Source organism: Lysobacter oculi, from assembly GCF_003293695.1.
GTDB classification, from domain to species: domain Bacteria; phylum Pseudomonadota; class Gammaproteobacteria; order Xanthomonadales; family Xanthomonadaceae; genus Solilutibacter; species Solilutibacter oculi.
The window spans coordinates 2,172,414-2,191,879 of sequence record NZ_CP029556.1 but is presented as its reverse complement, the minus strand read 5'-3'; the positions used below and the strand labels follow the sequence as shown (position 1 = coordinate 2,191,879).

Genomic DNA, 19,466 nt, shown 5'->3' with positions numbered 1-19,466 from the left:
TGGCAACCCGGCGGATCGGCCGGGGCCGGGCTCAGCCCTTGGCCGGGGCCGCCTTGGCGCGGGCGATCCAGGCGCGGACCTCCGCCTCCAGCACCGGCAGCGGCACCGAGCCCGGCGCCAGCACGGCGTCGTGGAAGGCACGGACGTCGAATTTCGGGCCCAGTTCGGCCTCGGCTTCGCGGCGCAGCTTCATGATCGCCAGCTCGCCCAGCTTGTAGGAGAGCGCCTGCGCCGGCCAGCTGATGTAGCGGTCGACCTCGGTCGTCACTTCGTGCCGGGAGAGCGCGGTGTTGTCGCGCAGGTAGGCGATGGCCTGGTCGCGGGTCCAGCCCTTGTGGTGGATACCGGTGTCGATGACCAGCCGGCAGGCCCGCCACATCGCATAGGTCAGCCGCCCGAAATCCTCGTAGGGCGTCTCGTAGATGCCCATCTCCTTGCCCAGCCACTCCGAATACAGGCCCCAGCCCTCGCCGTAGGCGCTGATGTATTCCCTGCGGAAGCCGGGCACCTCGCCCATCTCCATCACCAGCGAGCCCTGCAGCGAGTGCCCGGGCGAGGATTCGTGCAGGGTCAGCGCCGGCAGGTTGTAGAGCGGGCGCGAGGGCAGGTCGTAGGTGTTGAGCCAATAGGTGCTGGCACCACCACGGCCGGCGGTCCAGAACGGCGCGATGTCCGGCGGCACCTCGACGATGGCGAAGCGCCCGCGCGGCAGCTTGCCGATGATCTTGCCGACCTCGCCATCGACCCGCTTGGAGATCCACGCGGCGCGGTCGAGCAGGGCCTGCGGCGTCTTCGCGTAGAAGCGCGGGTCGGTGCGCAGGAAGGCAAGGAAGTTCTGGAAGCGGGTTTCCTTCGAGCGGCCGGTGAAACCGACCTGGTCGATGATCGCCTCCATCTCGGCGCGGATCGACGCCACCTCCTTCAGGCCGATCTGGTGGATCGCCTCCGGCGGCAGATCGAGCGTCGTGTAGTGGCGGATCTGCTGGCGGTACCAAGCCGCGCCGTCGGGCATCGATTCGGCAGCGAGCGTGGCGCGCGCCTTCGGCATGTATTCGTCACGGAAGAAGGCGAGCAGCTTCGCGTAGGCCGGAATCACCGAGCCGTTGATCGCACGCCTGGCCTCGGCGCGCAGGGCCGCCTGCTCGGTGGCAGGAATCGTCGCCGGCATCCGCAGGAACGGGCCGTACAGCGCCGCCTTCTCCGCCTCCTTCAACTCCGCGACCTGCGCGATCGACGCGTCGCGGCCGGCGAGCGTCGCGCGCGGCACGCTGAAACCGCGCGCCAGGCCGGCGCGCATGTTGGCGGTCTGCTGGTCGAAGTAGTGCGGCACGTCGTCGAGCATGGCGATGTAGGCGCGGTACTGCGCGGGCGTCGTCAGCGACTGCTGGCCCATGAAGCCCAGCCACGACCAGAACGAGGAGTCCGCGTTGAACGGCATCTCGTAGTCGCGGAAACGCACTTCGGCGGCCAGGTCCTCCACCTGCGGGCGATAGACCTGGTAGTTGATGCGTTCGGCCGGCGACAGCTTGGCCGGGTCGATGCCATCAAGCGCGCGCAGCACGCCTTCCCACATCGTGAGCCGCGCGGCCTGCGCCTCGGGCGAGACATCGGGCAGCTTGAGCTGCGGCGAGGCGCTGTCTTCCTCACCCGCGCCGCCGGCCTGCTGCTGGCGCCACGCCCATTCGCGTTCGTAGATCGCGCGGAACTTCGCATCGGTCGGGTTCGACGCGCGCGCAGTGGCCGCGGTGGATGGGGCGGGCGACTGCGCCTGCACGCCGGGCGCCAGCATCGGCGACAGCGCGAACAGGCAGGCGAGGGCAAGCGGCTTGATCGGCATCGACATCGGCATCCACATCACTCGGAACAGGGTGATGTCGATGCTAACCGCCCGCGCCGCTCAGTGCGCCGCGCGGTCGCGCTTCCAGCCGCGATGGCGGATGTCGAGATGCAGGCTGTAGAGCGCGGTGAAGGTCGGGAACAGGTTCTGCAGGATGCCGACCGAATCGTTCTTGCCGAAGATGAAGTAGCTGAGCGTCATCAGGCTGCCGACGATGCTCATGTACCAGAACAGGCGCGGGATCACCGGCTTTTTCGCACGCTTGCTGGCGATGAACTGCACCAGCCAGCGGCCACCGAACATCAGCGCGCCGACCCAGCCGATCAGCTTCCACGGCGACATGTGGATGCCGGTCCATTCCAGCCAGCGGATCGGCGCGTCCATGACGCCGCGCGCGGCTTCCGGCGCGGCCTGTGCAAGCGCGATCAGCAGCGACATCAGACTTCCTCGGTGCCGGTGCGGCGGTTGCGCGTGATCAGCCACGCCACGCCGCGCAGGTCGCGGATGCCGACCAGCGCCCGGTTGAGGTTGTTGTACTTCGACACGCCGCTGCTGCGATGGCGGTGGTTGACCGGCACGCTCACGGTCTTCCAGCCGGCGCGCTGCATCAGCGCGGGCAGGTAGCGGTGCATGTGGTCGAAGTACGGCAGGTCGAGGAACGCTTCGCGCTCGATCAGCTTGATGCCGCAGCCGGTGTCGGGCGTGGCGTCGCGCAGCATGCGCGAACGGATCGCGTTGGCCCATTTCGAGGCCCAGCGCTTGCTGCCGGAATCCTGCCGGTTGACGCGCCAGCCGGCGAACAGCTTGGTGTCCGGCGATGCGGAAGCACGCTGCGCCAGCAGCCCGGGGATGTCGGCCGGATCGTTCTGGCCGTCGCCATCGAGCGTGGCGATCCACGGCGCGCGCGCGGCCTTGATCCCGGTGCGGATCGCCGTGCTCTGCCCGCTGTTGGACAGGTGGCGGACCACGCGCAGTTCCGGCGTCGTCGCCTTCAGCGCGCGCAGGCGTTCGAGCGTGGCGTCCTTCGACAGGTCATCGACGTAGACGATCTCGAACGGGATGACGCCGCGCAGCGCGGCGACGACCTCGCCGACCAGCGGCGCGACGTTGTCTTCCTCGTTGTAGACCGGCACCACGACCGACAGCTGGGGCGCATCGCTCATGCGCGATCTCCGAAATATCCGCTGCACCATTCGACCACTGGCGGCAGGCCGCGTTCAATCGGCGTGGTCGGCTCGAAGCCGAACGCCTCGCGCGCGCGGCGGGTGTCGGCCATCGTCTCGACCATGTCGCCGGGCTGCATCGGCTTGTAGACGCGCTCGGCGCGACGGCCGGCGGCCTGTTCGATCACGTCGATGAAATGCTCCAGTTCCACCGGTGTGTGGTTGCCGAGATTGAAGACACGATGCGGCGACGTGGCATCGGCCGGTGCATCCAGCGCGCCCAGCACGCCGGCCACGATGTCGCCGATGTGGGTGAAGTCGCGGCGCATCCGGCCTTCGTTGAACACCTCGATGGGCCGGCCCGCCAGCACCGCGCGCGAGAACAGCAGCGGCGCCATGTCCGGCCGGCCCCACGGCCCGTAGACGGTGAAGAAGCGCAGGCCGGTGGCACGCAGGCCGTAGAGATGCGCGTAGCTGTGGGCGATGAGTTCGTTGGCCGCCTTGGTCGCCGCATACAGCGAGCGCGGCTGGTCGATGCGCTGGTCTTCGGAGAACGGCGGCGTGGCCGAATCGCCATACACCGACGACGAACTGGCATAGACCAGATGCGTGATGCCGCGATGGCGGGCGCATTCCAGCATGTTGACGAAGCCGGCCAGGTTGCTGTCGACGTAGGCGTGCGGGTTCTGCAGCGAATAGCGCACGCCGGCCTGCGCGGCGAGGTGGATGACGCGCGCCGGCTGCACTTCGTCGAACAGCGCTTCGAGACCAGCGCGGTCGGCCAGGTCCAGCGTGCGGATGTCGGCATCCGGGCACAGCGCGGCGATGCGGTCACGCTTGAGCCGCGGATCGTAGTAGTCGTTGAAGTTGTCGAAGCCGACCACGCGGTCGCCGCGCGCGGCCAGCGCCTGCATCACGTGCGCGCCGATGAAACCGGCAGCGCCGCTGACCAGGACGGGTGAATGGCTCATGCGCGTGGCGCCGGCGTCAGGCCGGCTTGCGCAGCCGGTCCAGCACGCCGTCGAGCGCCTCGAGCGAGCCGTAATGGATCACCAGCTTGCCGCGCCCGCCGCGGCCATGCTGCACCGCGACCTTGCTGGCCAGCAGTTCGGAGAGTTCGTTCTCCAGCGAGGCGATGTCCGCCGACGGCGCGCCCTTGCCGTTGCCGGCGCGCTTCTTCGGCGCCTCGGCCACCTTGCCGGCGGCGAGTTGCTGCACGCGGTGTTCCACCTCGCGCACGCTCCAGCCCTCCGCCGCGGCCTGCCGGGCCAGCGCGATCGCCGCCTGCGTGCCCAGCGACAGCAGCGCGCGGGCATGGCCCATCTCGATGGCGCGGGTCTGCACCAGCGCGCGGATCTCGTCCGGCAGTTCCAGCAGGCGCAGCAGGTTGGACACCGCCGCGCGCGAACGGCCCACCGCTTCCGCGGCCTGCGCGTGGGTCAGGTCGAATTCGTCGATCAGGCGCTGCAGCGCCTGCGCTTCCTCCAGCGGGTTCAGGTCCTCGCGCTGGATGTTCTCGATCAGCGCCATCGCGACCACGGTGCGGTCGTCGAGCTGGCGGATGACGGCGGGGATCTCGATCAGCCCGGCCAGCTGGGTCGCGCGCCAGCGGCGTTCGCCGGCCACGATCTCGTACTTGTCCTTGGCCAGCTGGCGCACCACCACCGGCTGCACCACGCCCTGCGCCTTGATGGATTCGGCCAGCTCGGCCAGCTTGGCGTCGTCCATGGTCCGGCGCGGCTGGTACTTGCCCGGCTGCAGCTGCTTGACCGGCAGGCGTTTCAGGGTGTCGCCCGGCTGCGCTTCCAGCGCCGGCGCCGCCACCGACGGCCCGAGCAGCGCTTCCAGCCCGCGACCCAGCCCGCGCTTCTTCGCGGGCGCCTTCCCTGTGTTCTTGCCTGCGGTCATGCCGCGTCCTCCCGTGCCTGTTTCGCCTGTCCGCGTTCGCGCTCGCGGCGCAGCACTTCGCCAGCCAGCCCGAGGTAGGCCACGCCGCCACGCGAGGCGCGGTCGTAGCCGATGATGCTCTGGCCGTGGCTCGGCGCCTCGGCCACCCGCACGTTGCGCGGGATGATGGTGCGGAACACCTGGTCGCCGAAGTGCTGCACCAGTTCCGCCGAGACCGCGTTGGCCAGGTTGTTGCGCACGTCGAACATGGTGCGCAGCACGCCTTCGATCTCCAGCGCCGGGTTGAGCTTCTGCTTGAGCGCGTCGATGGTCTGCAGCAGCGCGGTCAGGCCTTCCAGCGCGTAGTACTCGCACTGCATCGGCACCAGCACGGAATCGGCGGCGGTGAGTGCATTGAGCGTCAGCAACGACAGCGCCGGCGGGCAGTCGATGACGATGAAGTCGTAGTCGCCGCGCAGGCCGTCGACGGCGCGCTTCAGGCGTTGTTCGCGCCCCGCCTCGTCCATCAGCGCGATTTCCGCGGCGGTGAGGTCGGTGTTGCCGGGCATCAGGTCGAAGCCTTCCTCGCTGCGGACGATGGCGGCCTTGGCATCCACCTCCTCCAGCAGCACGTCGCAGGTGGAGTGCGCGACCTCGCGCTTGTCGATGCCGCTGCCCATGGTCGCGTTGCCCTGCGAGTCCAGGTCGACCAGCAACACGCGCTTGGGCGTGCGCGCCAGCGCCGCGGCGAGGTTGACCGCGGTGGTGGTCTTGCCGACGCCGCCTTTCTGGTTGGCAACCGCGATGACTCGCGCCATGAGCTCAGGTTCCGGTCGAGGGTCCGCGCCGGCGCGGCCGGCGGCAGGGTGGGTCATTATGCCCGCGCGGGCCGGGCTTCACCGGGCGCGGGTCACCACCGCCAATTGCCGCGTCGCCGCCAGCCCCGGCACGCTGAGCGCATGCACGCCCTCCAGCCGCCAGCCCGTGGGCAGTTGCGCGGCCTCTTCGGCCACGGTTTCCGCCTTCATCGCCAGCATCCGGCCTTCGGGCGCAAGCAGGTGGCCGCCGACTTCGATGATCCGGTCCAGCGTGGCCAGCGCGCGCGCGGTGATCACCGTGTAGGCGCCGGGTTCGTCGAGGTTTTCCGCGCGGCTTTCGGCCACGCGCGCATTCGGCAGCTTGAGCGTGCGCACCGCCTCGCGCAGGAAACGCGCCTTCTTGCCGTTGGACTCGACCAGGGTCACGGTGCAGCCGGGCCGCGCGATCGCCAACGGGATGCCGGGCAATCCCGGCCCGGTACCGAGGTCGGCCAGCGGCGCATCGGGCACGAAGGGCGCCATCGCCAGCGAATCGAGCAGGTGCTTGGTCACCATTTCGCGAGGGTCGCGGATCGCGGTCAGGTTGTAGGTGGCGTTCCAGCGCAGCAGCAGGGCGAGATAGGCCAGCAGCGGGGCGCTCAGCGCATCGGGATCCAGCCCGAGCTGGTCCAGGCCGTCGCGCAGCAGGGGTTCGATGCCGTCAGGCAGGGTCGATGTCGTCATGCTCACAGTATCGCAGCGCCGCTTTCCGGCGCGGGCAGGGCATGCCACGCCAGCGCGGCGATGAAGCCCGGCATCGGCACCCATTCCTGTAGCGTCCAGCCGCGTGGATTGCCCAACGGCGCATCGCAGTCCACCAGGCGCAGGGCACCGTCGATCTCGGCGAAGCGCAGCCGCTCCATCCCGAACGACAGCCCGTGGCCATGCGCCTTCAGCACCGCCTCCTTCGCGCACCACAGGCGCAGGAAGGCAGGCACGATGCCGGCCTCGGGCAAGCCGGCGAGCCACGCGTGTTCTTCCGCATGGAAAAACCGCTTCGCCAGCGCAAGCGCATTCGGTCGCGGGCGGACCGCTTCAAGATCGCAGCCCAGCCGCAGGCCTTCGCCGCAGGCCACCAGCAGATGACCGCCGCTGTGGCTCCAGCCGGCATCGACATCCTGCATCGGCGCGGTCAAGCGCGGCCGGCCACGCGCATCGCGATGCAAGGGCAACGCGGCCGCATCGACCTCCCACTGCTGCGCCAACCAGCCACGCGCGAGGCGTTCTGCATCGGCGCGGTCGGGCAGCGGCAGCAAGGTGTGGCGGGGCGTCATCGTCACTAGCCTAGCGTGCGATGCCTGCGGAAATGCGCCAAGCTGCGCGCTCCACGGGCAGCAACGGGGCGCGGATGTCGTCGCACGGGCAGGAACAGACAGCGGATACCGATGCGGTGTCGATCATCACCGGCGATGACGCCGACCTGCTGTTCTGTGGCCCCGATGCGCTGACCCGCGCCGCCTTCCGCACCCGCGTCGAAATCCTCGCCGCGCGCCTGCCCGACGCGCCCTTCGCGCTCAACCTGTGCGAACGCCGCGACCATTTCATCACCGGCTTCTGCGCGGCGCTGCTGCGTGGCCAGGTCACCCTGCTGCCGCCGTCGCGCGCACCGGGCGTGGTGGATGAAGTGGCGATGCGGCACCCCGGCTGCTATCGCATCGGCGATGCCGAAGCCGCGCTGCCCTGCGATGTGCGCGTGGAAGACGGGGGTGTCGATGCCGCCACCGACGACGCATCGCACGACTGGCGCATCCCCGCCGACCGGCTGGCGATGATCGGCTTCACCTCCGGCTCCACCGGCACGCCCTCGGCCAACCCCAAGACCTGGGGCGCGCTGGCGCATACCAATGCCGCCAACCTGCGCGCGCTCGCCGACCTGTTCGAAGGCGCGCGGGCGTCGATCGTCGCCACCGTGCCGCCGCAGCACATGTACGGCATGGAGATGTCGGTGCTGATGCCCTTGCGCGGACCGTTCGCCGTGCATCCGGGCCGGCCGTTCTTTCCCGCCGATGTCGCCCGTGCGTTGGACCAAGCGCCCGCGCCGCGCCTGTTGGTGACCACGCCGGTACATCTGCGTGCCTTGCTCGAAGGCGGCGTTGAACTGTCCGCACTCGCCGCCATCGTCACCGCCACCGCGCCGTTGCCGGTGGAACTCGCGCGTGCCGCCGAAGCGCGTTTCGCCTGCGAGGTGCGCGAACTGTTCGGCGCCACCGAAACCTGCGTCATCGCCCAACGCCGCACTGCACGCGAGGAGGCCTGGCATCTCTATGACGATGTCACCCTGCACCCGCACACCGATGGCACCCATGTCGAACGCGCATCGCTCGCCGCGCCGGTGCTGCTCGCCGACCTGCTCGAACATGTCGATGACGGACGTGGCTTCCTGCTGCGTGGCCGGCAGGCCGACCTGCTGGAAATCGCCGGCAAACGCGCCTCGCTCGGCGACCTGACGCGCCGCCTGCAACAGATCCCCGGTGTGCGCGATGCGGCGATGCTGCAGCTCGATGCCGATGCCGAAACCGGCGGCGTGCGTCGCCTGATCGCTTTCGTCAGTGCGCCCGCATCGCTCGACGACGCCACGATCCTCGCCGCCCTGCGCGAAGCAAGCGACCCGGTTTTCCTACCTCGCCGCATCGTGCGCATCGATGCATTGCCGCGCAACGACACCGGCAAACTGCCGCGCGCCGCATTGCTCGCCCTGCTCGCGCGCACCTGAACACGCTTTCGCGCCGCGGCATTTCACGCGCCGCGCAACTTTCTGAAGATGTTGCGAATTCGCTTGTTTTTCGTGACGTGTCCGTCACGGATCGCTCAGCACACTCGACTCGCCCCCAACGACAGGGGTTTTCTTCAGATCCCTTCCACCTGCTTGGAGACAATCATGAACCTCATCATTTGGCTGATCATCGGCGGCATCATCGGCTGGCTGGCCAGCATCATCATGAAGCGCGACGGTCAGCAGGGCATCCTCCTGAACATCATCGTCGGCATCGTCGGTTCGTTCCTCGGCGGCTTCCTGATCGCCCCGCTGCTGGGCTCGGGCACCGCCAACACCGGTGACTTCAGCATCATGGGCCTGCTGGCCTCGCTGATCGGCGCGGTGATCCTGCTCGCCATCGTCAACCTGTTCACCCGCGGTCGCGCGCGCTAAGCCGCAAGCCCCGCGACACCACAAGGCCCGGTCATCCCGGGCCTTGTTTTTTGCACGATGTTTTTTCGATGCCGCTTCGGTCGCCGCCTCAGCCCAGCGACACCCACGCCGGCGCGTGGTCGCTCGGGCGCTCCCAGGTGCGCGGCTCGCGATCGATGCCGGCATCGACCACCTGCGCCTTCAATGCATCCGATACCAGGTTGAGGTCGATGCGCAGCCCGAGGTTGCGGCGGAACCTGGCCTGCCGGTAGTCCCACCAGCTGAACACGCCGGCATCGTCATGCTTCAGCCGGAACGCATCGTGCAGGCCGAGCGACTGCAGGCGCTTCAGCGCATCGCGCTCGGCGGTAGAGGTGAGGATGTGGTCGTCGTTCCACACCGCGGGATCGTTGACATCGCGGTCGTCGGGCGCGATGTTGAAGTCGCCCATCACCACCATCTTCGGCCAGCGCTTGATGTCTTCCGCCAGCCAGCCGTGCACGGCATCGAGCCAGCGCAGTTTGTAGGCGTATTTGTCGGTGCCGATGTCCTGCCCGTTCACCACGTACAGGTTGACGATGCGCACACACCATCGACCGTCGCGGCGATGACGCGTCGCTGCTCGTCATCAAAACCTGGAATGCCGCGCTGCACATCCTCCAACTCCCCGCGCTTGGCCAGCAGCGCGACGCCGTTGTAGGTCTTCTGCCCGGCGAAGGCGATCTCGTAGCCGGCCTCGCGCAGCGCGGCTTCGGGGAACTTCGCATCTTCCAGCTTGGTTTCCTGCAGGCCGACGACATCGGGCGCGAACGCCTCCAGCCATTGCAGCAGGTGCGGCAGGCGCACGTTGAGCGAGTTGACGTTCCAGCTGGCGATTTTCATGTCATGAGTGTACGCAAGCGCGATGGCATCATGCCCGCATGGACACCGTCGACCTGCGCAGCGATACCGTCACCCGCCCGACCCCGGCCATGCGCGAGGCGATGGCGCATGCGGAAGTCGGCGACGACGTCTACGGCGAAGACCCGACGGTCATCGCGCTGCAGCAGCGCATCGCCGCCGATCTCGGTTTCGAGGCCGCGCTGTGGTGTCCCACCGGCACGCAGGCCAACCTTGTCGCGTTGATGGCGCACTGCGCGCGTGGCGACGAATACATCGTCGGCATGGAGGCACATACCTACAAATACGAAGGCGGCGGCGCGGCCGTGCTCGGCTCCATCCAGCCGCAGCCGATTCCGCAGGCCGATGACGGCACGCTGGATCTCGGTGCGGTGGAACGCGCGATCAAGCCGGTCGATCCGCATTTCGCGCGCACCCGGCTGCTGTGTCTGGAAAACACCTGGATGGGGCGCGTGTTGCCGATGGCCTATCTCAAGGATGCGCGGGCACTGTGCGATCGACGCGGGCTGGCCCTGCATCTCGACGGCGCACGCCTGTTCAACGCGGCGGTGGCATCGAACGTGGCGGCCGGCGGGATCGCGCGGCACTTCGATTCGGTGTCGGTCTGCCTGTCGAAGGGGCTCGGCGCACCGGCAGGTTCGGTGCTGGCCGGCTCCACGGTGCTCATCGACCACGCGCGACGCTGGCGCAAGGTCTGCGGCGGCGGGTTGCGGCAGGCCGGCATCCTTGCGGCGGCGGGACTGCATGCGCTCGATCATCACGTCGCGCGGCTGGCCGACGATCACGCCCGCGCCGAACGTCTCGCAACCGGATTGCGCGATACGCCCGCGATCAGCGTGCATGCGCAGCACACCAACATGGTGTTCATCGAAGTCGCGCCGGAACGCCTCAAGCCCCTGGCCGCGCACCTCGACGCGCACGGCATCCGCGCCTCCATCGGTTACCTGCCGCAGGTGCGGCTGGTGACGCATCTCGACATCGACGACGCCGGCATCGACCGCGCCATCCACGCCTTCCAATCCTTCAAGTGATCCGCATGCACAACGTCCGCCCCTACCTCGATCAACTTCCTAAACTCGGCGAACGCGTGTACGTCGATGAATCCGCGCGCGTCATCGGTGACGTGGTGCTGGGCGACGATGTCTCGGTCTGGCCGTTCACGGTGATCCGTGGCGATGTCAATTTCGTCCGTATCGGCGCGCGCACCAACGTGCAGGACGGCACGGTGATCCACGTCAGCCACGATGGGCCGCACGCCAAGCTCGGTGGTTTCGCCACGGTGATCGGCGCGGATGTGACGATCGGGCACAAGGCGATCGTGCATGCGTGTCGCATCGACGACGCGTGCCTGGTAGGCATGGGTTCGACGGTGCTGGATGGCGCGGTGATCCAGCGGCACGGTTTCCTCGGCGCCGGTTCGCTGCTGACGCCCGGCAAGGTGATGGGCGAGGGCGAGATGTGGCTGGGCAGCCCGGCGAAGTTCGCGCGCAGACTGAGTGATGCGGAGATCGAGGCGCTGTTCTATTCGGCCGGTCACTACGTGAAGTTGAAGGACGAGTACCTGACCGGGAAGCGGCGCGCGGGTTGAGGGCGCGGCTTCCGGTGTGTGATGCGTGCCAGCTTGGGGCGTTGGTGTGGAGGCGTGGCGGTTTCGATTCTTGAGTGAAGGATTGGCACCTTCGATGTTGCGCGCGAAAGCGTGGCGATTTTTGATTTTTGAGTGAAGGCCTGGCGCCTTCGGCGTTGAGCTCGAAAACGTGGCGATTTTGATTTTGAGCGAAAGCTTGGCGCCTTCGATCCGGGCCACGGAGCAGGGCTGGTCCTTCGCCGCTCAGGCTCCGCATCCAGTTCCGATTCGCGGGCGCGCGCCATCCATGGCGCGCTCGATGGACCAGCCCTGCTCCGCGCCCCTCACATTTGTGCATCGGTAGTAATGCCGCTTCTTCGCGGAGCTTCATCTGCGGATTAGGTTGGATCCGCGCGAAGGTATGCAACGTGGTGAGCACTGCTCTTTCAGAATGTATCTAACAGGTCGTGGGTCGGGGTCTCTCCGGTAGCACGCCATCAAGGCTTCTCGATGGAGCTGCACCTCTCCGCATCCGCGACCGGTATATGCCTGTAACCACAACACATCTTCGTGCGCGCTCAATCACCAATTGAAACGGAACGGACGCAGCACCAAACAAGTGCTGGGTCCCACATTCCCTCAGATCACTTCAAAGCAGGTCGTGGGTCGGGGCCCCTCCGGCGAGCGCGCCATGGATGGCGCGCGCCCGCGAATCGGAGCCGGATGCGGAGCCTGAGCGGCGACGGAGGGGCCCCGACCCGCGACCGGTAGCGAAGCATCACCTCAAGCAGCGAAAAAGCCCATTCCCCACAATCGACGCCGGCTACGAAGCCTCAGCGGCGACGAGGCCCCCGATCCGTGACCGGAAACGAAGCGCCGCCTTTCATCGCGATCACATCCAATCCCGCCACCTAAGGCCGCGTCGCCCGCTCCAACGCATCGAGAATCGCCATCGCCTCCCCACGCGACTCTCCACACATCGACCCATGCGGTTTGAGCGAAGCGCAGAACGCCGGGCGCGACGGATCACCGAAGACGCGACATCGAAAGTCGTCATCCAGATTCACGCACGGGATCCCGGCCGGCTTGCCATGCGGCATGCCCGGCAACGGCGAAGTGATGGAAGGCGCGATGCAACACGCACCGCAGCCGGCGCGGCAATCCATCACGCGCGCCCGGCGGACATCCGCAGCTGCGCGTAGACCGGCGCGGTGTCCGGGCGCACGCCGTGCCAGATCTCGAAGGCGTCGGCGGCCTGTTCCACCAGCATCCCAAGGCCATCGAACGCCTGCTGGCAGCCATGCTGGTGCGCCCACGCGATGAACGCCAGCGCCGCGCGCCCGTAATTGAGGTCGATGCAGACCGTGTCCGGGCCCGGCACCAGATCCGGCAGCGTCGGCAGGATGCCCTCGTGCCCCGCCGAGGTGGCCTGCACGATGAGATCGAAATCGCCCATCGCCGCCACTTCGCGCAGCGTGCAGGCGCGGGTGCGATCGGGTTCCTGCAGCCGGTCCAGCAGATCGTAGGCACGGGTGCGCGTGCGGTTGGCGATCACCAGCTGCTCGATGCCGGCTTCCAGCAGCGCCGGAGCCACACCATGCGCCGCACCGCCCGCGCCGAGCAGCAACACCCGCCTGCCATGCAGGTCCAGGCCGCGGCGGTCGCGCAGATCGCGCACCAGGCCGCTGCCGTCGGTGTTGTCGCCCTGCCAATGGCCGTCGCGGAAACTCAGCGTGTTGGCGACACCGGCGCGGCGCGCACGATGGCTCAGCGACTGGCAAAGCAGCGCCGCCTCCGCCTTGTCCGGCACCGTGACGTTCGCGCCCAAGCCGCCGGCCTGGACGAAGCGCGCAAGCGTCGCCGCCAATCCCTGTTCCGCTGTGTCGAGCGCCAGATAGGTCACCGCGATCCCGCACTGCCGGCCAAACGCGGCGTGGATGCGCGGCGACAGTGAATGCGTGACCGGGTGGCCCAGCACGGCGTAATGCGGGATGCACATGGGCCCATCGTACCCAGCCCGGAACCGCCATGGCCAAGCCCGCCCGACCGCTCGTCGCCGCCCTTGCACTCGCCTGCGTGGCCGGGGGCGCGTGGGCATTGGCCGCGTTCGGCATCGAAGGGCGCGGCGTGGTGTCCACCGCCAGCAGCGAGATCCGCGGCAGCGTGCGGCCCGACGGCCAGCGCATCGTCTGGGGCAGCCCGGACCGTGGCGGCGGCCCCGGCGGCTGGGACCTGTGGCAGGCCGATCTGCGCGATGGCCGCTGGCAGGACGCCCGCCCGCTGCCGCTCAACACCACGGCCAAGGACTTCGACCCGATGTTCAGCGCCGATGGCCGCTGGCTCTACTTCTTCTCCAGCCGCCCCGGCGGCTATGGCAGCGACGATCTCTACCGCGCCGAAGTGCGCGCCGACGGCAGCTACGGCCCGGCGAAGAACCTGGGCCCGGCCGTGAATGGTGCCGGCGACGAATGGGCAGCGACGCCTTCCTTCGACGGCACCCGCCTGATGTTCTCCAGCGACCGCGCCGGGGGCGCCGGCAGACAGGATCTCTACGTCGCGCGCTGGGACGGCCGCGCCTTCATCGACCCCAAGCCCCTGCCCGGCATCAACACCGGCAAGGATGAGTTCGATGCGGCCTGGCTCGACCACGGTCGCGCCCTCGTTTACGCGCAGTCGGAAGACGGCAACGAACGGCCGATCCGCCTGTTCCTGGCCGAATGTGACGGCCAGCGCTACGTGACGCGCGGGCCGTTCCCGCTGGCGTTCAACGCTGAGGACGGCTGGACGCTGTCGCCGACGCTCGACTGGTCCAAGCCGAAGGAGATGCTGGTCTCGGGTTCATCGCCGGAGCTGAAGGTCGGCGGTCGCGACCTCTACCGGCTGGCCATCCCGCGCACGCAGGGCAAGGACGGCTGCCTCTGAATTGAGTTGGGCCGCGCGGCTCAGGCCAGGTCGCGCAGATAGCAGTGCTGGGTCTTGTCCAGCGCGTAGCCCATGCCGGGGTAGAAGGCGTGCGCTTCCTCGCGCAGCACGTTGGAGCGCACGCGCAGGCGGCTGACGCCACGACGGTAGGCCCAGGATTCGGCGGCGGTCAGCAATGCGCGGCCGGCACCGCCACGACGATGCGCCGCATCCACCGCCAAGCCGACGATCTCCACGTGCGCGCCGGATTCCAGCAGCAGGCGCTGTTCGGTGGCGATGTAGCCACGCACGCTGTCGTCCTCGTCGCAGGCGACGAACACCGCCTGGGTCGGCATCGCCAACAGCTTGCGCAGGCGTGATGCGATTTCGTCGGCGGTCGCGGCGTAGCCCAGCTGCACGCAGAGGTCGGCGATGGCGCCGGCGTCCTCGTCGCGGGCATGGCGGATGGCGAGCGAGGGGCCGGCCACCGTCAACGTGCCTCGCGCAGCCAGCGCGCGGCGTCGAGCGCGAAGTAGGTGAGGATGCCGTCGGCGCCGGCGCGCTTGATCGACAGCAGTGCTTCGAGCGCGCAGGCGCGTTCGTCCAGCCAGCCGTTCATCGCCGCCGCCTTCAACATCGCGTACTCGCCGCTGACCTGGTAGACGAAGGTCGGCACACCGAATTCGTCCTTCACCCGCCGCACGATGTCGAGGTAAGGCAGGCCCGGCTTCACCATCACCATGTCCGCGCCTTCGCCGATGTCGTGGTCGACTTCGCGCAGCGCCTCATTGCTGTTGGCCGGGTCCATCTGGTAGGTGTACTTGTCGGCCTTGCCGAGCGCCGCCGCGCTGCCCACCGCGTCGCGGAACGGGCCGTAGAACGCACTGGCGTACTTGGCGCTGTAGGCGAGGATGCGGGTGTGGATGAAGCCCTCGCCCTCCAGCTCGCCACGGATCGCGCCGATGCGGCCATCCATCATGTCGCTCGGCGCGACCACGTCGGCGCCGGCCCGCGCATGCGAGAGCGCCTGCTTCACCAGCGCCTCGACGGTCTCGTCGTTGAGCACGTAGCCGTTGTCGTCGAGCAGGCCGTCCTGGCCGTGCGAGGTGTAGGGATCCAGCGCGACATCGGTGATGACGCCCAGTTGCGGGAAGCGCGACTTCAGCGCCCGCACCGCGCGTTGGGCCAGGCCGTCGTCGTCCCAGGCGGCGACCGCATCGAGCGATTTCGCTTCCGGCGCGGTCACCGGGAACAGCGCGATGGCGGGGATGCCGAGCTCGGACATCTCCTCGCCCACCTTCAGCAGCTCGTCGATCGACAGCCGCTCGATGCCGGGCATCGAGCCGACCGGCGCGCGGCCGTCAAGTTCGTGCACGAAGACCGGGTAGATCAGGTCGTCGGCGGTGAGGACGGTCTCGCGCATCAGGCGGCGCGAGAAGGCATCGCGGCGCATCCGCCGCGGTCGCGAGTAGGGATAGCTCATGCGGGCATTTTACGCCCTGACGCCCGCCGGCTTCAGAGCAGGCCGCCGCCGATCGACAGGCGCACCGCGCCGGCGATGATCGCCACCAGGTTGAGCCACAGCCCGGCCTTGGCGCGGCCGCGCTTCTCGGCGCGGGTGAACAGCAGGCCGATCGCGGCGATGATCGCGCCCACCGCGGCGAACGGGATCATGAACCAGTTGCCCCAGCCCAGCAGCGGGATGAGCGACAGCACCATCCACAACAGGGCGATGACGCCCCAGATCACGCTGATCACACCCATCGGTCAGTTCCTCACGTTGATTGGTCAGCCATGCACGCCATCGATCTCGATGGCCAGTTCGCGCCGGCAGATCGCCGCATGCAGCAGCACCCGCGGCACCGCGTCGCCGAAGCGGGCATCGAGCGCCTCGGCCACGGCGGGCAGGTCGCCGGCATCGCGCACATAGACCTTGAGCCGGGTGCCGGGGCCGAACTGCATCGGCAGCGCCGGCTGGCGTTCACGCGCGGCACCGAGCAGCGCATCGAAATTGAGGAAGGTTTCCTCCAGCTGCATCAGCAGCTCGCCTTCGTGGCGCGAGGCATGGCCGACCACGGCGGCGGTGCCCGACAGCAGCAGCGGCATCTGCCCGGCGGTCGGCGGCAGCATGGCCCGCGCGAAGCTGGGCGATTGCGGCCCGTATTGGCGCGGGTAGCGGTAGGCACTGACCTGACGCGGGTTCTCCACCGGCTTGCCCGGCGCCCTGGCCGCCAGCCAGTAGACCTGCAGCACGCGTTCGTCATCGCAGCGGCCGATCGCGGTCGCCGCCGGCAGCAATTCGGTTTCGAACCTGCCAAGCCCGTGCGCGCGGCCCACGCAGAACTGCCGGTAGCGTTCGCCGTCGCCCTCGCCGAGGGTGATGGCGTCCAGGTAGTTCCAGATCCGCAGCAGGTGCGGGAAGCCGCGCGCGGCGACGAAGCCGCTCATCGAGGCGTAGGCGATGCGCGCCGCCTCGCTGATGCCCCCTTCGCCTTCGGCCACCTCGATCACGCCAAACAGCAGCTCGCCGTCGCTGGACCAGCGGATCCCGCCGTCGCGGCCCGACACCACATCGCCCCGCCCGCGCCAGACTTCCAGCGGCGCACGGCCATGCGGCGCCAGCGGCACGCGCAGGTAACGCGGGTCGTCGCTGGCCGGCGCGTCCGGCCCGAAGCCGAACACCGCCAGCACGTCGGCTTGCGCCAGCCATCCGGCGGGCGCGGCGGCATCGACGTAATCGACCCTCAGGTGCGCGTCATGCGCGGCGTTGTCTTGCGAAGCGTGCGTCATCCCTGCAGGGTCTCCTCGCGCATCTCCACCGCGACCTGGCCCCGCCGGCGGCGCCATGCTCGCCAGGCTCCGGGCGCCATGCCGAGCGCGGAGATTGCATAGATGAATCGGAAGATGCGCAGGCGGCGGACCACCGGGCGCGCATCGAAAATATCGCCGGCCAGCATCGACACCACCGCGCGCTCCACGCCCATCACATCGCGCGGATGGGCGAACAGCGCCTTCATGGTCGGCGAAGTGAAGCGGTAGATGAACCACTTGAACTCGTCCAGGCCGGCATCGAAATCCCGCTGCAGGGCGCGCTGCAAGGCGGCCTCGCGCGCGGGTTCGCGCAGCACGGCATCGACCATGTCGGCGGATTTCTCCGCACTGTGCATGGCGAGGAAGACGCCGGAGGAGAACATCGGGTCGACAAAGGAATACGCATCGCCCAGCAGTGTCCAGTGGCGGCCGTGCATGCGCGTGCATTCGTAGGCGTAGTTGCCGGTGACGTGGACCGGCGCGACGCGTTCGGCCTCGCGCATGCGCGAGGCTATGTCCGGCACGCCGGCGATGGTCTGCAGCAGGAAGTGCTCGACGTCGCCGCGCCGGGTCTTGAGGTGATCGGGAAAGCACACCGCGCCCACGCTCATGCTGCCGTCGCGCAGCGGGATCATCCACAGCCAGCCGTGGTCGTGGCGGTAGATGCTGACATTGCCTTCGTCGCGGCCTTCGCGGCGAGCGACGCCGCGGTAATGGCTGAACACCGCGGCGGAGGCATGACGCGGGTTCTTGCGCTTCAGCTTGAGTTTGCCGGCCAGGAAGGTGTCGCGTCCGCTGGCGTCGAGCAGGTAGCGCGGCTTCCAGCGAGCATCGCCGGCGTGCACGGTGATCGCGCCGTCGTCGGCGAAATCGACGCGTTCCACCTTCACGCCATCACGTGCATCCACGCCGGCTTCGCGCGCGTGCTCGAACAGCACCTGGTCGAACTCCTCGCGCTTGACCTGGAACGCGAATCCGGAAGACGACCGCAGGGTCTTGCGGAAATCGAAGACGTTGAAGCTGCCGTCATCGGCCGGGAAATCGGCACCGTATTTCGGCATCCCCACCGCGCGCACCTTCTCCATCACGCCCAGGCGTTCGAGGATCGGCATGTTGGCCGGCAGCAGCGATTCGCCGATGTGGAAACGTGGATGGCAGTCCTTTTCCAGCATCACCACCTTCCAGCCCTTCCGCGCCAGCAGCGCGGAGGCGCAACTGCCGGCCGGGCCACCGCCGATGACCAGGACGTCGCAATCGTGCGCGGGTTGTTCAGGGGATTGTGCGCTGTGCATCTGGCTGGAAAGGGATAACCCGCGGCGTCCACTGCATGCGGGGACTGGCGCGGATGATAGCGTGCGCTTAACCTTCAAAGACGGTCGCAGCCTGCGTCCGCGCGCCTGAATCCGAAGGGAAACGATCGATGTCCAGCCAAACCGAAGCCGAACGCGAACTCGCCGAATTGCTGGTCGAAAGCCTGAATCTCGACGACGTCGCGGCCGACAGCATCGATCCCGAAGCCCCGCTGTTCAACACCGGCCTGGGCCTGGATTCGATCGACGCGCTGGAACTGGCGCTGGCCATCTCCAAGAAATACGGCTTCCAGCTGCGCTCGGACAACGAGGACAACCGCCGCATCTTCGCCTCGCTGCGCGCGCTCTCCGAACACATCCAGCAACACCGCGCCTGAGGCCGTGAAGGCCCGGCCCGAGCCGCCCGGCTGGTTGGCGGCCGCGCGGCCGCTGCTGGCCTTCGGCTATCTCTGCTGCTCGCACGCGGCCACGCACTTCGGCAGCACGCGCATCGCCGCCTTCGCGGTCTTCCTGATCGTCCTGCTGCTGCTCACGCAACCACTCTGGCAGCGCCGCGCATGGGCGTTGTCGATCACCGCCATCGCCGGGCTCGCGTTGTGGATGCTGAAGGATTCAGCCCAAATCGGCATCGCGCTGCTGCTGATGCCGGTGATCTTCCTGCTGCTCATGGCCTTCCTGTTCGGGCGCACCTTGCGGCGCGGCCAGGTGCCGGTGATCAGCCGGATCGTGTCGGCGCTGGAAGGCGCGCCCGCCGCGCAGCTCGCGCCGGAGCTCGCCCGCTACACGCGCGGGCTGACCGCGTTGTGGACGGCGGTGTTCATCGTCATGGCCGCGCTCAACCTGGGGCTGGCGATGATGGCCACGCCCGCCGGCCTGCTGATGCGCGCCGGCATCGCGCCGCCGTGGCCGATCAGCGACACGCAATGGTCGTGGTTCGCCAACTGGCTGAACTACGGGCTGGTCGGCGGCGTGTTCGCGCTGGAGTTCATGGTCCGCAAGCGGCGCTTCCCCGGCCGCTACAAGAACGCGGCGGATTTCTTCCGGCGCTGCGCCTCGCTGGGGCCGGCGTTCTGGCGCGACCTGTTCAAATGAGCCACGTATCCTAG

General features: G+C 68.5%; 21 protein-coding genes and 1 pseudogene. 7 read left to right on the top strand and 15 right to left on the bottom strand.

Annotated elements, in window-relative coordinates; genetic code table 11:
* Positions 1-31 precede the first annotated feature (31 nt).
* The 8 genes from DCD74_RS10590 to DCD74_RS10555 all read right to left on the bottom strand — a co-directional run bounded on the left by DCD74_RS10590 (position 32) and on the right by DCD74_RS10555 (position 7,018).
* A complete protein-coding gene (locus tag DCD74_RS10590) occupies positions 32-1,837 on the bottom strand; it encodes a DUF885 domain-containing protein (protein ID WP_112927806.1) in 1,806 nt (601 codons plus the stop codon).
* Positions 1,838-1,897: 60 nt separating this feature from the next.
* The gene (locus tag DCD74_RS10585) at positions 1,898-2,221 is read right to left on the bottom strand and encodes a lipid-A-disaccharide synthase N-terminal domain-containing protein (RefSeq protein WP_112927805.1); all 324 of its coding nucleotides are present in this window, start codon (positions 2,219-2,221) and stop codon (positions 1,898-1,900) included.
* 53 nt (positions 2,222-2,274) lie between these two features.
* The gene (locus DCD74_RS10580) at positions 2,275-3,000 is read right to left on the bottom strand and encodes a glycosyltransferase family 2 protein (protein ID WP_112927279.1); all 726 of its coding nucleotides are present in this window, start codon (positions 2,998-3,000) and stop codon (positions 2,275-2,277) included.
* Entirely contained in the window at positions 2,997-3,971 is a 975-nt protein-coding gene (locus DCD74_RS10575) for an NAD-dependent epimerase/dehydratase family protein (protein ID WP_112927278.1), read from the bottom strand. Before DCD74_RS10575 ends, DCD74_RS10580 begins: the two co-directional genes overlap by 4 nt.
* 16 nt (positions 3,972-3,987) lie before the next feature.
* The gene (locus DCD74_RS10570; protein WP_112927277.1) at positions 3,988-4,908 is read right to left on the bottom strand and encodes a ParB/RepB/Spo0J family partition protein; all 921 of its coding nucleotides are present in this window, start codon (positions 4,906-4,908) and stop codon (positions 3,988-3,990) included.
* Entirely contained in the window at positions 4,905-5,705 is an 801-nt protein-coding gene (locus DCD74_RS10565; RefSeq protein ID WP_112927276.1) for a ParA family protein, read from the bottom strand. The genes DCD74_RS10570 and DCD74_RS10565 overlap by 4 nt, the downstream gene beginning before the upstream one ends.
* 78 nt (positions 5,706-5,783) lie before the next feature.
* Positions 5,784-6,428: a 16S rRNA (guanine(527)-N(7))-methyltransferase RsmG gene (rsmG, locus tag DCD74_RS10560; RefSeq protein ID WP_112927804.1), complete on the bottom strand. Its 645-nt coding sequence runs from the start codon at positions 6,426-6,428 to the stop codon at positions 5,784-5,786.
* A gap of 2 nt (positions 6,429-6,430) precedes the next feature.
* Positions 6,431-7,018, bottom strand: a complete 588-nt coding sequence (locus DCD74_RS10555; protein WP_112927275.1) for a 4'-phosphopantetheinyl transferase family protein — start codon at positions 7,016-7,018, stop codon at positions 6,431-6,433.
* Between the two features lie 32 nt (positions 7,019-7,050).
* Between DCD74_RS10555 and DCD74_RS10550 the strand changes: the two genes are divergently transcribed.
* Both DCD74_RS10550 and DCD74_RS10545 read left to right on the top strand, forming a co-directional pair.
* Positions 7,051-8,457 carry an AMP-binding protein gene (locus tag DCD74_RS10550; RefSeq protein WP_237049595.1) on the top strand — a complete coding sequence of 469 codons (1,407 nt, stop codon included), beginning with the start codon at positions 7,051-7,053 and terminating at the stop codon, positions 8,455-8,457.
* 165 nt (positions 8,458-8,622) lie between these two features.
* On the top strand, positions 8,623-8,892 hold the full coding sequence (locus tag DCD74_RS10545) for a GlsB/YeaQ/YmgE family stress response membrane protein (protein ID WP_112927273.1): 270 nt from the start codon (positions 8,623-8,625) through the stop codon (positions 8,890-8,892).
* Between the two features lie 88 nt (positions 8,893-8,980).
* Here DCD74_RS10545 and xth read toward each other — a convergent pair.
* Positions 8,981-9,753: pseudogene (gene xth / locus DCD74_RS10540) on the bottom strand (exodeoxyribonuclease III).
* A gap of 38 nt (positions 9,754-9,791) precedes the next feature.
* On the opposite strand from xth, the gene ltaE reads away from it, so the two are divergent.
* Positions 9,792-10,802 (top strand): low-specificity L-threonine aldolase, encoded by a 1,011-nt coding sequence (gene ltaE / locus DCD74_RS10535; RefSeq protein ID WP_112927272.1) that lies wholly within the window; start codon positions 9,792-9,794, stop codon positions 10,800-10,802.
* 5 nt (positions 10,803-10,807) lie between these two features.
* Positions 10,808-11,359, top strand: a complete 552-nt coding sequence (locus DCD74_RS10530; protein WP_112927803.1) for a gamma carbonic anhydrase family protein — start codon at positions 10,808-10,810, stop codon at positions 11,357-11,359.
* 1,144 nt (positions 11,360-12,503) lie between these two features.
* Here the strand turns inward: DCD74_RS10530 and aroE are convergent.
* Positions 12,504-13,337, bottom strand: coding sequence for a shikimate dehydrogenase (aroE, locus tag DCD74_RS10520; RefSeq protein ID WP_112927270.1), 834 nt, complete (start codon positions 13,335-13,337; stop codon positions 12,504-12,506).
* A gap of 29 nt (positions 13,338-13,366) precedes the next feature.
* On the opposite strand from aroE, the gene DCD74_RS10515 reads away from it, so the two are divergent.
* On the top strand, positions 13,367-14,260 hold the full coding sequence (locus DCD74_RS10515; protein ID WP_112927269.1) for a TolB family protein: 894 nt from the start codon (positions 13,367-13,369) through the stop codon (positions 14,258-14,260).
* Positions 14,261-14,280: 20 nt separating this feature from the next.
* On the opposite strand, the gene DCD74_RS10510 is transcribed toward DCD74_RS10515, so the two are convergent.
* Genes DCD74_RS10510 through DCD74_RS10490 form a run of 5 tightly spaced genes read right to left on the bottom strand, consistent with a single transcriptional unit; the run spans position 14,281 to position 18,342 of the window.
* Positions 14,281-14,727, bottom strand: a complete 447-nt coding sequence (locus DCD74_RS10510; RefSeq protein ID WP_162615987.1) for a GNAT family N-acetyltransferase — start codon at positions 14,725-14,727, stop codon at positions 14,281-14,283.
* 2 nt (positions 14,728-14,729) lie between these two features.
* Positions 14,730-15,722 carry a porphobilinogen synthase gene (gene hemB, locus DCD74_RS10505; protein WP_112927267.1) on the bottom strand — a complete coding sequence of 331 codons (993 nt, stop codon included), beginning with the start codon at positions 15,720-15,722 and terminating at the stop codon, positions 14,730-14,732.
* A 32-nt stretch (positions 15,723-15,754) separates the two neighbouring features.
* The gene (locus tag DCD74_RS10500) at positions 15,755-16,003 is read right to left on the bottom strand and encodes a hypothetical protein (RefSeq protein ID WP_112927266.1); all 249 of its coding nucleotides are present in this window, start codon (positions 16,001-16,003) and stop codon (positions 15,755-15,757) included.
* Positions 16,004-16,027: 24 nt separating this feature from the next.
* On the bottom strand, positions 16,028-17,029 hold the full coding sequence (locus DCD74_RS10495) for a chorismate transformation enzyme, FkbO/Hyg5 family (RefSeq protein ID WP_162615986.1): 1,002 nt from the start codon (positions 17,027-17,029) through the stop codon (positions 16,028-16,030).
* The gene (locus DCD74_RS10490; protein ID WP_112927265.1) at positions 17,026-18,342 is read right to left on the bottom strand and encodes an NAD(P)/FAD-dependent oxidoreductase; all 1,317 of its coding nucleotides are present in this window, start codon (positions 18,340-18,342) and stop codon (positions 17,026-17,028) included. Before DCD74_RS10490 ends, DCD74_RS10495 begins: the two co-directional genes overlap by 4 nt.
* 128 nt (positions 18,343-18,470) lie before the next feature.
* Between DCD74_RS10490 and DCD74_RS10485 the strand changes: the two genes are divergently transcribed.
* Together DCD74_RS10485 and DCD74_RS10480 are read left to right on the top strand one after the other, a co-directional pair.
* Positions 18,471-18,737: a phosphopantetheine-binding protein gene (locus tag DCD74_RS10485; protein WP_112927264.1), complete on the top strand. Its 267-nt coding sequence runs from the start codon at positions 18,471-18,473 to the stop codon at positions 18,735-18,737.
* 4 nt (positions 18,738-18,741) lie between these two features.
* Positions 18,742-19,452 carry a COG4648 family protein gene (locus DCD74_RS10480; protein ID WP_112927263.1) on the top strand — a complete coding sequence of 237 codons (711 nt, stop codon included), beginning with the start codon at positions 18,742-18,744 and terminating at the stop codon, positions 19,450-19,452.
* Positions 19,453-19,466: the final 14 nt, after the last annotated feature.

Coding starts and splice junctions, on each gene's coding strand:
- DCD74_RS10590 (WP_112927806.1), bottom strand. CDS start 1,837: ATGCCGATCAAGCCGCTTGCCCTCGCCTGCCTGTTCGCGCTGTCGCCG.
- DCD74_RS10585 (WP_112927805.1), bottom strand. CDS start 2,221: ATGGACGCGCCGATCCGCTGGCTGGAATGGACCGGCATCCACATGTCG.
- DCD74_RS10580 (WP_112927279.1), bottom strand. CDS start 3,000: ATGAGCGATGCGCCCCAGCTGTCGGTCGTGGTGCCGGTCTACAACGAG.
- DCD74_RS10575 (WP_112927278.1), bottom strand. CDS start 3,971: ATGAGCCATTCACCCGTCCTGGTCAGCGGCGCTGCCGGTTTCATCGGC.
- DCD74_RS10570 (WP_112927277.1), bottom strand. CDS start 4,908: ATGACCGCAGGCAAGAACACAGGGAAGGCGCCCGCGAAGAAGCGCGGG.
- DCD74_RS10565 (WP_112927276.1), bottom strand. CDS start 5,705: ATGGCGCGAGTCATCGCGGTTGCCAACCAGAAAGGCGGCGTCGGCAAG.
- rsmG (WP_112927804.1), bottom strand. CDS start 6,428: ATGACGACATCGACCCTGCCTGACGGCATCGAACCCCTGCTGCGCGAC.
- DCD74_RS10555 (WP_112927275.1), bottom strand. CDS start 7,018: ATGACGCCCCGCCACACCTTGCTGCCGCTGCCCGACCGCGCCGATGCA.
- DCD74_RS10550 (WP_237049595.1), top strand. CDS start 7,051: ATGCGCCAAGCTGCGCGCTCCACGGGCAGCAACGGGGCGCGGATGTCG.
- DCD74_RS10545 (WP_112927273.1), top strand. CDS start 8,623: ATGAACCTCATCATTTGGCTGATCATCGGCGGCATCATCGGCTGGCTG.
- ltaE (WP_112927272.1), top strand. CDS start 9,792: ATGGACACCGTCGACCTGCGCAGCGATACCGTCACCCGCCCGACCCCG.
- DCD74_RS10530 (WP_112927803.1), top strand. CDS start 10,808: ATGCACAACGTCCGCCCCTACCTCGATCAACTTCCTAAACTCGGCGAA.
- aroE (WP_112927270.1), bottom strand. CDS start 13,337: ATGTGCATCCCGCATTACGCCGTGCTGGGCCACCCGGTCACGCATTCA.
- DCD74_RS10515 (WP_112927269.1), top strand. CDS start 13,367: ATGGCCAAGCCCGCCCGACCGCTCGTCGCCGCCCTTGCACTCGCCTGC.
- hemB (WP_112927267.1), bottom strand. CDS start 15,722: ATGAGCTATCCCTACTCGCGACCGCGGCGGATGCGCCGCGATGCCTTC.
- DCD74_RS10500 (WP_112927266.1), bottom strand. CDS start 16,003: ATGGGTGTGATCAGCGTGATCTGGGGCGTCATCGCCCTGTTGTGGATG.
- DCD74_RS10495 (WP_162615986.1), bottom strand. CDS start 17,029: ATGACGCACGCTTCGCAAGACAACGCCGCGCATGACGCGCACCTGAGG.
- DCD74_RS10490 (WP_112927265.1), bottom strand. CDS start 18,342: ATGCACAGCGCACAATCCCCTGAACAACCCGCGCACGATTGCGACGTC.
- DCD74_RS10485 (WP_112927264.1), top strand. CDS start 18,471: ATGTCCAGCCAAACCGAAGCCGAACGCGAACTCGCCGAATTGCTGGTC.